At 39.0% G+C, this 13,999-nt stretch carries 8 protein-coding genes; all 8 read left to right on the top strand.

The annotated features are described in order from the left end of the window. Positions 1-95 precede the first annotated feature (95 nt). The 8 genes from ACQKNX_RS15515 (at position 96) to ACQKNX_RS15480 (ending at position 13,724) form a co-directional block, all read left to right on the top strand. Positions 96-647 (top strand): helix-turn-helix domain-containing protein, encoded by a 552-nt coding sequence (locus ACQKNX_RS15515; RefSeq protein WP_427429646.1) that lies wholly within the window; start codon positions 96-98, stop codon positions 645-647. 11 nt (positions 648-658) lie between these two features. Continuing rightward, positions 659-1,282, top strand: a complete 624-nt coding sequence (locus tag ACQKNX_RS15510) for a TVP38/TMEM64 family protein (protein ID WP_427429645.1) — start codon at positions 659-661, stop codon at positions 1,280-1,282. A 168-nt stretch (positions 1,283-1,450) separates the two neighbouring features. Beyond that, positions 1,451-4,960 carry a helicase-exonuclease AddAB subunit AddB gene (gene addB / locus ACQKNX_RS15505; protein ID WP_427429644.1) on the top strand — a complete coding sequence of 1,170 codons (3,510 nt, stop codon included), beginning with the start codon at positions 1,451-1,453 and terminating at the stop codon, positions 4,958-4,960. 1 nt (position 4,961) lies between these two features. Beyond that, positions 4,962-8,675, top strand: coding sequence for a helicase-exonuclease AddAB subunit AddA (gene addA / locus ACQKNX_RS15500; protein ID WP_427429643.1), 3,714 nt, complete (start codon positions 4,962-4,964; stop codon positions 8,673-8,675). 158 nt (positions 8,676-8,833) lie between these two features. After that, the gene (locus ACQKNX_RS15495; RefSeq protein WP_427429642.1) at positions 8,834-10,000 is read left to right on the top strand and encodes a DUF418 domain-containing protein; all 1,167 of its coding nucleotides are present in this window, start codon (positions 8,834-8,836) and stop codon (positions 9,998-10,000) included. A 124-nt stretch (positions 10,001-10,124) separates the two neighbouring features. Continuing rightward, positions 10,125-11,027 (top strand): fumarylacetoacetate hydrolase family protein, encoded by a 903-nt coding sequence (locus ACQKNX_RS15490; RefSeq protein WP_403048393.1) that lies wholly within the window; start codon positions 10,125-10,127, stop codon positions 11,025-11,027. A gap of 227 nt (positions 11,028-11,254) precedes the next feature. Next, on the top strand, positions 11,255-11,623 hold the full coding sequence (locus tag ACQKNX_RS15485; protein ID WP_427429641.1) for a YisL family protein: 369 nt from the start codon (positions 11,255-11,257) through the stop codon (positions 11,621-11,623). A 634-nt stretch (positions 11,624-12,257) separates the two neighbouring features. After that, positions 12,258-13,724, top strand: a complete 1,467-nt coding sequence (locus ACQKNX_RS15480) for an alpha-amylase family glycosyl hydrolase (RefSeq protein ID WP_427429640.1) — start codon at positions 12,258-12,260, stop codon at positions 13,722-13,724. Positions 13,725-13,999 lie beyond the last annotated feature (275 nt).

The following is a 13,999-nucleotide window of genomic DNA, read 5'->3' as shown; positions in this document are numbered from 1 at the left end:
TGTATACTTATAATGGAATAGTATGATAATTCACATATGTTTATTAAAGTATACATATGTCTGATAAAATAAACAATAGGAAATGGTGAGTCAAGATGGAACAAATGAGTCGAAATTTAGCATTCCAATTAAAAAAAATACGTCAGCAACGTAGTTTAAGTTTAGATGATGTGGCTAAAACATCAGGAGTTAGTAAAGCACAGCTCGCCCAAATTGAAAAAGGTGAAGCGAATCCGACTGTTTCAACAATTTGGAAGATAGCGGCAGGTTTACGTATATCATTTTCATCTCTTTTACAGCCACCGATAGCCCATTTTATGAAGTTTAGCAGTAAAAATGCGCCACATGTTGATGAAGACGATGGGCGTTATCGAGTCTATTCAATTATTCCTTATGATCCTGAACGTGGCTGGGAATTTTATAAGGTAGAAATGGAGCCAGGGGCGAGAAGCAGGAGTGAAGCCCATACAGAAGGGGTAGAAGAAACTGTGACTGTTATTCATGGACAAGCTATTATTTCTGCTGGCGTAATGCATGAAACTTTAACTGAAGGAGAAACCTTGGTATTTTCTGGGCATCAAGCACACGAATATCAAAACGCTTCAGAAGAACTTACAATTTTACATGTAATTTTGCAATATAAGTAGAGGTGGCAATAGTGAATGAATGGTTTACTGTAGAAAATATCGAGCATGTTGCGGCACAATACCGAACACTAGGCCCAATAATAGGTGTGGTACTACCTTTCTTAGAGGCTTTTTTTCCTTTTTTACCGCTAGTTGTGTTCGTTGTCGCAAATGCGAGTGCGTTTGGATTATGGATAGGATTTTTATTATCTTGGTTAGGTTCAGTAGCTGGCTCATATGCAGTTTTTTTGCTTGTTCGACATTTCGGAAAGCATCCGAAGCTGCGTTTTGTAACGCGAGGGAAAAAGGTACAAAAGCTTATCAAATGGGTTGATATGAACGGAATTAGCCCGTTGTTTGTATTGCTGTGCTTTCCATTTACTCCTTCAGTCATTGTCAATATAGTTGCGGGACTCTCTCATATTCATAAAAAATATTATTTAACGGTGCTATTAGCAGGAAAATTCGTGATGATTTTAGGTATGAGTGTTCTTGGTTATGATTTAAAATCGCTGTTAACAAGTCCGATACGACTGATTAGTGCTGGTGTAGCCATTGTCTTGTTATGGTGCATTGGCAAGCTAATAGAGAAGCGATTAAATGCGCGAGTGGAAAGAGATTTGAAACGTGTGCGAAAAATGACGAAAAATCAATAATCTTCTAGGCTGAATCTGCACATGCAGTCCCTTGTATCATGTAAAATGGTAGGAGGGTCTTTTTTATTTCATTTAGCAGTAGTTTAACTATTGGAGAATTATAGTAAAACATTTACAATAATTTTTTTATCATAGATTTGATTTTTTTTCGAATAGGGGGAAAAGTGAATGACATTACGAATTGTATCAGGACGTGCAGGTACCGGAAAATCAGCGTTTATTCATAGAGAAATAGTCGAGCAATTATCTACAGATCCATTAGGTCACCCTATTTTTATCATTGTCCCTGACCAAATGTCTTATTCAACTGAATATGAGCTTACAAATAGACATGGCTTACACGGGCTAATACGTGCACAAGTGATGACGTTTAAACGTTTGGCTTGGCTTGTCCTACAAGAAACAGGTGGTATCGCTCGCCAAGAAGTAAATGGCTATGGTTATCGGATGCTTATTCGAAAATTACTAGAGGAGCAAAAAAGTGATTTCTCTCTATTTCGACAAGCTGCTGGTAAACGGGGCTTTACCGAGGAAATCGAATCGTTATTATGTGAATTTAGCCGTTATAGTGTAAACAGTTCGGTATTAGCTGAAGTGACAGCTTCTTTAAAGGCTATTGATGCACCGAATACATTGCAGGCTAAAACAAATGATTTACAAATCGTTTTACAAGCATTAGAAGAACGACTTGGCACGACTTATGTCGATAGTGAGGGATACTATCCGATTTTAACAGAGCAGTTGAAATATTCAGAGACGATGAAACAGGCGACAATTTATATAGATGGTTTTACTGCCTTTACTGTAAGAGAGCTCGAGCTTGTAAAAGAATTGCTAAAGGTGTCAAAGCAAGTAACCGTAGTACTGCCGTTTGACCATATAGAAGAAGTTTACGATGAGCAAGCGCTCTTCAATGAAGCGGCAATTACAAATCAGCGTTTGCATGATATAGCACAGGAAAATGGCATTGAGGTAGATGCACCGTTGCATTTTATCAAAACACATCGATTCCAGTCAGAAGATTTACGTCATGTAGAAGCAACATTTGAAAATATGGTGCCAAAAACGAAAAATTCAACAGGTGATGTGAAGGTCTTTGAAGCGTCGAATCGACGGGCTGAGATTCACGCCATTGCCCGGGAAATAACGAAGCTGACAAGACAGGAGGGTTATCGTTATCAAGATATAGTGTTACTTTATAGACAAGCAGATGTATATGATTCGCTTATTTCAACAATTTTCCAACAATATGACATTCCTATTTTTGTGAACTCAAAAAAAACGATGCTCCATCATCCATTAATTGAGTTTAGTCGGTCTGCATTGGAGGTTATTACTTCTAATTGGAAATATGAACCGCTTTTTAGAAGTGTAAAAACAGATTTATTTTTCCCGTTGCATGCTGAGCAAAGTGTTTGGCGGGAGCGTGCAGATCGTCTAGAAAATTACTGTTTAGCACAAGGAATATACGGAGAACGCTGGTTTGAAGATGCTCGTTGGTTTTACAAAAAATATCGAGGTCTTGAATTCCATTCCCGTGTGCAAACGGATGAAGAGCGTGCGATGCAGACAGAAATTGAGGCAATTCGTGATGTAATCCGTCCACCATTAAAAGCATTACAGGACAAGCTTATGCAAGCGACAACTGGTAGAGATGTAGCAACTGCGTTATATGAGCTTGTAGAAGAAGTTCAAGTATATGACAAGCTTCAAATCATGAAAGATCGTGAAATTGATAGAGGAGAAGCATTAGCTGCAAGTGAGCATGATCAAGCGTGGAAAGAATGGGTTGCAGTACTCGATCAGTTTGTTTACATGTTTGGTGAGCAAGAAATGTCAGTGGAAGAAGCGGCAAAAATTTTAGATGAAGGATTCGATACGTTAGAATTCTCTCGCATTCCACCTACTTTAGATGAAGTGATGGTGGCTACAGTCGATTTAGCTCGTTTATCGCATATTAAAGTTGCCTTTGTTCTCGGAATGAACGATGGCGTTTATCCTACGCGTATGGATTATGAAGGATTGCTGTCTGATACGGAACGTGAATGGTTTATGCATATTGGCTATGAGTTAGCCCCAACATCTAAAAATAGGCTACTGCAGGAAAACTTCTTACTATATCGTGCAATTACAACACCGTCAGATAAGCTTTATATGACTTATTCGACGGCAGATGAAGAGGGAAAAGCGTTATTATCCTCATTATATATTAAGAAAATTATCGGAAACGATAAAACGGCAGGACTTTTAAGCGGGGTAAATGTCGAGCGAGTAGTAATAGATCCAATTGAATTAATTGATAATAATGTATTGCCGTATTTACGACATCCTCGTACAGCATTAGCCCATTTAACGCTACAGTTACGGCAAGCAGAGCATAGCCGTGAGCTAGCACCAGAATGGGTAGCTTTACAAAAATATTATGAGCAAGATCCATATTGGGCATTAATTTTACATCGACTAATGCACCCAATTACACATAAAAATGAGGCAGAACCACTGGAAGGCTACATTACACAAGAGTTATATGGTCGTAAGCTAACATCAAGTGTGTCTCGGATTGAAAAATACTTCCGCTGTCCTTTTTCACATTTCACAACGTATGGGCTACGTTTGGAAGAACGAGCAGAATATCGTTTAGAAACATTTGCCATGGGTGATTTATTCCATGAGGCATTGAAATGGATTACAGAGGAGACGCATCGTTTACAACTATCTTGGATTCGTTTAACAAAGCAGCAAATTCAACAGCTTGCACGACAGGCTGTAGAGCAAATTGTGCCCGTATTCTCACATCAAATTTTGCTATCTAGTGCCCGTTACCGTTATATTCAGCGCAAGCTTATACGTATTGTAGAGCGCACGATGATGGCACTGACACAGCACGCGAATGTTTCTCATTTTAAACCAATTGCCATCGAAGCATCGTTTGGACCAGGGCAACACGAGCAGCTTCCGCCATTGGAAATTGATTTACATGGTGGCAAAAAAATGTTTATGCGAGGTCGTATTGACCGTGTAGATAGTGCATCTATAGATAATCGCTCCTATTTACGTGTAGTCGATTATAAATCGTCTGCTCGTGATTTAGATTTGAACGAGGTATATCATGGCCTATCGTTGCAGGTGTTAACTTATTTAGATGTAGCGATGGAAAATGCATCCTATTGGCTACCTGGTGATGCAGAGCCTGCTGGTGTGCTTTATGTCCACGTCCATAATCCAATGCTAAAACTTGATAAAGACTTAAGTGATAGTGAAATTGAAGAAGATCGTTTAAAGCAATATAAGATGAAGGGGCTTTTAACAGAAAATCCAGAAGCTATTTTATCGATGGACGAGCAACTTGAGGAAGCAAGTGGGCACTCACAAATCATACCTGTCTATATGAAAAAGGACGGTACACCGTCCGAATCACAATCACGTATTGTGCCTGTTAATGATATGAAAAACTTGCAGCATTTTGTGCGTCGTAAGCATCAAGAAGCTGGGAATGGTATTTTAGCAGGGGACACAGCCATTAGCCCGTATAAACTAAAATCAAAAACAGCCTGTGATTATTGTCAATTTGCATCAGTGTGCCAATTTGACCCATCCGATGGTAAACAAAGCTATCGTCAGCTACCGCAAGTAAAGCCGGTAGAGGTTGTCGAAAAAATTCGGGAGGAGATGAACTAACATGGTGCAGCAAATACCTTTGAAGCCAGCAAATGTCACTTGGACAGATGATCAGTGGAAAGCGATTTATGCAAGTGGGCAAGATACCCTTGTTTCAGCAGCAGCTGGTTCTGGTAAAACAGCAGTGCTTATTAATCGCATGATTGAGAAGGTTGTGGCAACAGAAAACCCAATTAATGTGGATGAATTACTAGTTGTAACGTTTACCAATGCTTCGGCAGCTGAAATGCGCCATCGTATGGCAGAGGCACTTGAGAAGGCGATAGCAGAAAAACCGACGTCAAGCCATTTGCGACGTCAGTTGAGTCTTGTCAACAAAGCACAAATTTCAACATTGCATTCTTTCTGTTTAGCTATTGTGAAGCAGTATGCTTATATGCTCGATATAGACCCAGGTTTCAGGATAGCGAATGAAGCAGAGATTGCGTTGCTTAGAGATGATATTTTAGCTGATGTGCTAGAATCAGCCTACGATACGGAAGATGAAGCACAAATCAACGCCATTTATCGACTAGTGGATAGCTTTACATCAGATCGTGATGATCAGGCGATTGAAACATTAATGAGTAAGCTTTATGATACTTCTCGCGTTCATGCTGAACCGAAAAAATGGTTACGAAGCTTACCAAAAACATATAAGTTAGCGGATGATGTGACAATTGATGATTTAGAGTTATCAAAATATGTGAAATTGACTGTTAAGCATAGCCTGGAGGAAGCATTCGTATTAATTTCTGAAATGCGGGCTATTACGCTTCAGCCAGATGGTCCTGCTCCATATGCTGAAACGGCAGAAATTGATTTTGCTATGATTCAAGAAGGCATTCGGATTAGTCAAGAAGGAACGTGGCAACAGCTATTTGATTACTTTTTAACTGTGAAGTGGTCGACACTTAAGCGTGTTTCAAAGGATGCTTTAGTCGATGTAGAGCTTCAGGAGCTGGCAAAGAAAAAGCGTGACTCTGCTAAAAAGATCATGAATAAGCTCAAAGAAACCTATTTTGTCCGTACACCTGCCCGTCTGCTTGAAGAAATTCGACTAATGGCACCAACGATTGCAACGTTAGTTGAATTGACGACTATTTTTTACGAGCATTTCCGTTTGGCAAAATTAGAGCGGGGAATTATCGACTTTTCAGACTTAGAGCATTATGCACTGCAAATTTTAACGGAAGAGGTAGATGGTAAATTGCAGCCATCACCTGTTGCACTAGATTTGAAAAAACGTTTCAAGGAAGTGCTTGTGGATGAATATCAAGATACGAATATGCTACAAGAAACGATTTTGCAATTGGTCAAGCTAGGTGAAGAGCAAGATGGCAACCTTTTTATGGTTGGTGACGTAAAACAAAGTATATATCGCTTCCGTTTAGCAGAGCCAAAGCTCTTTATGCGAAAGTATGGTGAATTTTCAGAGGATCCCGATGCGACTGGCATGCGCATTGATTTGAATGCTAATTTCCGAAGTCGTAGCGAAGTTTTAGACGCTACAAATTTTGTATTTGCGCAAATTATGGGCGAACGTGTTGGGGAAATACACTATGATGACAATGCTTCATTGAAGCCAGCAGCACCATATGACGATAAAGAGGTACCTGTTGAACTCGTCATTTTACATCCACTCGAGGAAGAGGCATTGGATGAAGAACAGGACGAGAGTATGAGTGAGGCTTCAGAGCTTGAGGAACTAAAAAAATCACAGTATGAAGCACGATTTATTATTGATCGAATTCGCCAAATGATGGAAGATGGCACAACAGTATACGATACGAAAACAGCAACAGAGCGTCCATTAAAATACAGTGACATTGTTATATTAATGCGTTCGATGACATGGTCAACCGATTTAGTGGAAGAATTTAAACTAGCTGGAATTCCCCTTTATGCAGAGTCATCTAAAGGTTATTTTGATGCACTTGAAGTGATGATTATGCTCAATACACTAAAGGTTGTAGATAATCCTTATCAAGACATTCCACTAGCCTCTGTGTTGCGAGCCCCTTTTGTAGGCTTAACAGAAAATGAGTTAGCCAAAATTCGTTTAGCGGATACCAAAACACCGTTCTACGATGCATTAAGGCAGTTTATTCGCAGTGAAGGACATGGTGTACAATCTGAAACATTTGAGAAGCTTCAACGTTTTATGCTGGCATTTGAAAACTGGCGAGATTTAGCACGACGAGGATCTTTGTCAGATTTAATTTGGAAAATCTACTTAGATACGCATTATTATGAAATGGTTGGGGCAATGCCAAATGGTAAACAACGACAGGCAAATTTACGTGTTTTACATGATCGAGCATTAATGTATGAAAAAACGTCGTTTCGAGGCTTATTCCGCTTCCTACGCTTTATAGACCGGATGCGAACACGTGGCGATGATTTAGGAACGGCAAAGTCCATTGGTGAAAAAGATGATGTAGTAAGACTTGTGACCATCCACTCTTCCAAAGGGTTAGAGTACCCTGTTGTTTTTGTTGCAGGAATGGGACGTCCTTTCAATAAAATGGATTTTCACAATCCATATTTATTCGACCAAGATTATGGGCTTGCGGTCAAGGCAATTGATCCAGAAAATCGCATAACCTATACTTCTTTACCGTTTCTTGCGATGAAAGAGAAAAAAGAGCTTGAAATGAGAGCCGAAGAAATGCGGGTATTATATGTAGCGATGACACGCGCCAAGGAAAGACTTATTTTAGTAGGATCAGTAAAAAGCTGGGGTAAAACACGTGATGCATGGCAGGACGCTCAAAAATTGGCTGTGGATGCACCGTTGCAAGATTATTTACGTGCACGTGCAAATAGTTATTTTGACTGGGTTGGACCTGCTGTTGCAAGACATGCTGATTTTGCATCAATCGCAAGTTCTCCATATAAGGCTAGACAAGATGCATCGCATTGGTGGATCCGTGCAATTCCAACCTATCATTTTATGTATGACACGCAAGCACTCGACAGCGACGTACAGCAGATGCTAGAAGCACCAGAGGATGCAGAGTTACTTGCAGAAATTACTGCTCGTTTCCAAGCGCAGTATGCATTTCAAAAATCGACACAGAAACGCTCGAAAACATCCGTTAGTGAAATCAAGCGTGTAGAAAGTTTACAACGTCAAGAAGAGCCAGAATACTATTTTACTGCACCTAAAAAAGACAAGGATACTATTGCACCAAGACCAGCCTTTTTACAGGATAAGCAGCTAACAGGCGCAGAAATGGGAACGGCTGTCCATACAGCTATGCAGCATGTACCACAGTGTGGTTTTTCAACAGTGCAAGAGGTTGAGCAATTTGTAGCGGAGTTAGTGGCAAAACAGTTGCTAACGGAGGCAGAAAGCAAAATTGTTCCATGTGAGAAGATTTTCCGTTTCTTTACAACTGATATTGGACAACGCTTCAAAAATGCAAAGCAAATTCGTAGAGAAATGCCATTTACCATTAGTCGTGTCGATGAAGACGGTGACGCGCAGATCGTACAGGGGATTGTGGACTGCTTGTTTGAGGATGTTTATGGCAACTGGATATTACTCGATTATAAAACAGACCGCATCAGTGCCCAATTTGCGGAGGAGCCAGCGTTATCGAAGGAACTTATAGGCCGTTATGGTGTACAACTACGTGTTTATAGTGAGGCGATTGAATCGATTTTACACATACAAGTGAATGAAAAAGTGTTGTACTTGTTTGACATTGAGCGGGCACTTTATGCGTAGGGAAACCTTCGCCTGTGAAATTAGGTAGTATTCCTTTCAGAAGCGTTAAAATGCAAGCTGCAAACTTCTGCATGGAAAGTGAGCGTTGATATGGCTTACCACATGCAGAAGGGGGCAAATTGCAATGTACGTGATAAGAAAGAAGAGGAGGCTATTTTGTGAATTTAAAACCGACGATGTTGCAGGAGCGTATTGCAACATTAGATATTTTACGTGGAATGAGCTTACTAGGTATTTTGCTCGTTAATATGTATGCTTTTTATTTGCCAATGCCACATATTGATTTAGGATCATGGTTTACAACACCATCAGATATTGTTTGGCAGCAAAATTTAGATATCTATGTGCAAAGCAGCTTTTATCCGTTATTTTCTATGTTATTTGGCTATGGGTTAGCGATGCAATGGCAAAAAGCCCAAAGTCGTGAACAAAACTTTTATGGAATAGGTCTTCGAAGGCTTACTGTATTATTTATGTTTGGTTTGGTGCATGCGGTCCTTATTTGGTGGGGAGATATTTTAATGATGTATGCATTTTGTGGTATTTTTTTATTGTTACTCCTACGTTTACAGCCAATTTGGCTTTTATTAACCGGCATAATAATCAATGGATGTATGCATCTTTTTATGTTGTTTGTCGTAGGTTATATTAGCTTTAATACGAAGGTTGATACGTATTTAAATATTACGGATGTGGAAAAAGCAATTACAGCTTATGGCACAGGTAGCTGGGTGGATGCCTTTTTACAACGCTTATCAGACCTATCTGTTCAGGCAGGTATAGGAATGTGGATTGCGTCATTGTTTATGGTATTACCATTTATGTTGATCGGTGCTGCTGCTTCCAAATGGCATTTAGTAGAGCGAGCGAAAGAGCTGAAATGGCTGTGGCTGGCATTAACAATAGCAGGGCTCGCAGTAGGTATTTTTTTGAAAAGTACCCCAATCATCTATACTCGTACGTATTTACTAGATTATATAAAAGTGTATATGGGTGGTCCAATATTATCAATCGGCTATATAGGGCTCATTGTATTACTATGTTTGCTACCAGTTGTCCCAAAATTACTTAGTCCATTTGCGAAAATTGGACGCATGTCGTTAACGATGTACATACTTCAATCCATTATCGGAACATGTATATTTTATCAATTTGGATTAGGTTGGTATGGAAAAGTTAGTGTTTCTACTGGTGTGTTAATTGCTATCGGTATAATTGTGGCGCAAATGATCTTGGCAGAAATTTGGCTAACGAAGTGGAAGCAAGGTCCGTTAGAGGCTTTATGGCGTAAATTAACATATAAGGCGAAGACTGAGCCAAGCTAAAAAATTGCTCGTAATATACTTAATTGATAGAGAATTAGCAACATTAAAAATTGTTATCGTAAAAGTAAGGTAATTTATATCATATTGTTGTATCATGTAGAAAAAAGAAGGAGCTCTTAAAATCATGAAAATTTTATCATTTAAATTAGGTGGACATGTAAGCTTTGGACCAAAAGTAAAAAAAGAAGAAGCGGTATGGGATGTACTCGCTATTCAAAACGAACTTCAAGTTCTCCCTTCTTTTTCAAGTTCAATTGTCGATGGCATTGCATTAGGCTTCGATTTTGTTGAACAAATTCGTAAATTAGTAGAGGCAGCAGAAAAATCAGATCGTGCTAATAGCTTCAAGCGTGAATTTACAGTGATTGAATGGTTATCACCAATTCCGCGTACACCAAAAAACATTATGTGTATCGGTAAAAACTATGATGAACATGCAAAGGAAATGGGGGCAGAAGCAGCACCAATCGATTTAATGGTATTTACGAAGTCTCCTACAGCGATTGCTGCGGATGGTCAAACATTATCTATTCATGCTGATCTTTCTTCAAAAATGGATTATGAAGGTGAGCTTGCAGTTGTCATTGGTAAACGTGGGAAAAATATTCCGAAAAACTTAGCCTTCGATTATGTATTTGGCTACACAATTGCGAATGATATTACAGCGCGTGACCTGCAAGATAAACATAAGCAATTTTTCTTAGGAAAAAGTCTTGAAGGCACTTGCCCATTAGGACCATACCTTGTGACAAAAGATGAAATTCCAAATCCACAAGAGTTAACAGTCGTAACAAAAGTGAATGATGAAGTACGCCAAAACGGTACAACAAAAGATATGATGTTCACTGTTGAATCCCTCGTATCAATTTTATCGCAACATGTAACTTTAGAGCCAGGCGATGTGATTTTAACAGGTACACCAGCAGGCGTAGGGAAAGGCATGAATCCTCCGCAATTTTTAAAAGCAGGTGATACAGTGAAAGTATCCATTCAAGGTATCGGTACGTTAGTCAATCATTTTGAATAATATGTATAATCCGCGCGAGTGTAAGCTCCGCGGATTTTTTTATTTGTAGTACCTTTTATTATTTTGATGGGAAGGAAGAATGCCAAAAATGCAATGATTTAAGTGGGATTTAGCCACCTCCGAGGCGTAATTGATGCAATTTCGTGAACACAATTTGTAATATTTGAAACCATTTCCACCACATGATAGGATATAGTTTGATAGAAAAAAAATGAGGTGGGACAAACATGGATTTTTTAACTAGCCGAACAGATTTACACATTACAACTTGGGTAGTTGGTATCGTAATCTTTTTAATTGCAGCACTTAGTGGTAAGCAGTCTAAAGGCTTACATATGACATTACGTTTATTTTACATTTTAATTATCATTACTGGTGGGGCATTATTTATTGAAGCAATGAAGTTTGGCCAAGGAATGCTTTATGGCTTTAAATTTATTGGCGGTATTTTAGTTATTGGTATGATGGAAATGGTATTAGTCCGTCAAAAGAAAAACAAGCCAACAACAATGTTCTGGATTTTATTTGTAGTATTCTTACTAATTACAATGTTCTTAGGGTTAAAATTACCAATGGGATTCAATTTCTTTTCATAATGACTAAAAAAAGTCGTGAAGCTGTTGCTTCACGGCCTTTTTTATTTTTTTTGAAAGTGCCAGTCACCCAAACAATTTTGAATTTTCTTAAATTTATAATCTGCGGGAGCGTACAAAACGTCTGACGCCGGCATTCTGCGCATTAGTATGGGTTGCGGCTTACACTGTGCCCGCGGAAAGCATCGCCGTAGCGAACAACAACGACCTTGCAAAAAGAGGAAGGAACATATCATTTTTGTGAATTAACACTATATAAAACGAATGGAATGACATTAGCTATACTTTTCTTGCAAAAATAAAAAATTAGCAGAGAGGACTGGTTGATGGTAGCGGAGGCGGTGACTCCTGCGGGAACGCACGCAGCGTAAGACGCAACAAACCGCGCGTTAGCGAGGGTTACGGCTTGCGTGTGTGCCCGCGGAAAGTACCGCCGTAGCGAACTACAACGACCTTGCAAAATTGATTCCTCCTTTTTCTTCATTGTCTCTGCCTTTTATTATTGAAGTTGTCTTAATTTGACACCTTTTTGTCTTAATTCATTTTGCATTTCAGGAAAATATTTTGAAATGATAGCTACGTAGCTGTTTTATTTGGTAAAATGACGTTGGATTGCTTTGAAAGAGAGGGAATAAAAGTGAAATTTAAGAAGTGGATAGGCGCAACAGCCGCATCGCTTTTACTGGCAACTTCATTGATAGGTGCAACACCAGCTCAAGCGGATGAAGTTCAAACAAGAACGATTGCAGAAGAAAGCATTTTTGATTTACTCGTTGACCGTTTCTTTAATGGTTCAGGCACCAACGATTTTGATACAAATACGCAAGACCCAACGAAATTTGCAGGCGGTGACTTCACAGGTCTACAAGATAAACTAAAATTTATTGGAGAAATGGGCTATACGACCGTATCAATTGGTACAATTTTCGATACTGAAATATACGATGGCTCAATGCCAACAAGCTATAGTAAAATTGAAGAGCATTTTGGAACAGCTGAAGAATTCCAAAGTGTAGTGAAGGCATACAAAGAAAAAAATATGTCGATCATGGTTGACTTTCCTTTAAATAATGTAAGTCCTAATCATGAGTGGGCACAGGATGCAGCAAAACAGAACTGGATTGCCTCTACAGATAATGGACATATTCAATGGGATTTAACAAATAAAGATGTACAAGCTGCTTTAATTGAATCAGCGACAAAATTTGTTTCTACATATGATGTTGGTGGCATACGTTTAACAAATATTGCGGATGCCGATTCTGCATTTCTTAATGCAATGATCACAGCATTAAAAGATACAAAAAAATCGTTATACGTTATTTCAAATGAAGAAAGCGATGCAAATTTTGATGCGAGCTTCTCGCCAGCAACAGCAGAAATTTACCGAAATATTTTTAAAAACGTCGATAAAGACTCTTCAAAGCTAATGGAACCTTTTACTAGCGAGAAACCAACGCAAATTATGATTGATTCATTGCAAACGCATCGTTTTACATTCGATTCCGCATCTGAAAATATGTTCCCTCCAACACGATTAAAAATGGCATTGGGAGCGTTATTTATGATGCCTGGAATTCCTGTTGTTCAGTACGGTACAGAAATTGCCATGAACGGGGAAGTAAAACCTGACACACATCAATTATACAATTTTAAAACAGATGAAGAGTTAATTGACTATATTAAAAACGTACAATCTTTACGTAATCAATCAGCGGCATTACGAAAAGGTGATTTTGAAGTCATTACAAATGAAAATGGGTTACTTGTGTTTACACGAAAATCCGATGAAGAGCAATGGATTATTATGGTGAACAATACGGGGAAAACGCAACGTGTCGATTTAACACCAGATCAAATTGGTGAAGGCAAAATGCTCAACGGCATTTTACAAGAAGAAAAGGTGCGTAAAAATGAAAAGGGCGTTTACCCAGTCATTTTAGACCGTGAAATAGTAGAAATTTATCAAGTTAAAGACGATGAAGGGCTAAACATTCCTTACATGGCTGCGCTCGGATTAGTCTATGTTATATTTATTGGCTTCGTCGTTGTTATTATTAAACGAGGTAAAAAACGTCGTCAAGAACAAGACGCTGCAAAATAAAAATAGCAAAGAGGCTGGGCAATAGAGAAAAAGTGTTAGATTGACGTCAATCTAACACTTTTTTCTGTAGACGTTGTTGTCCGCTACGGCGGACGCTTTCCGCGGGCACATCGTAAGCCGCAACCCTCGCTGTCGCGCGGTTTGTTGCGTCTTACGTTTTGTGCTGTTCCCGCAGGAGTCGCCGCCTCCGCTACCAACAACTAGTATTCTCTTCTAATTTTTTATTTATTGCAAAAGATTTAATAACTAAGTGTACACTCAATTATACAACAGTA

Origin of the sequence: Lysinibacillus sp. NPDC093712, assembly GCF_050280025.1 — a bacterium.
Lineage (GTDB): Bacteria > Bacillota > Bacilli > Bacillales_A > Planococcaceae > Lysinibacillus.
The sequence above is the reverse complement of the archived record's forward strand: the minus strand, read 5'-3'. Positions and strand labels throughout refer to the sequence as shown.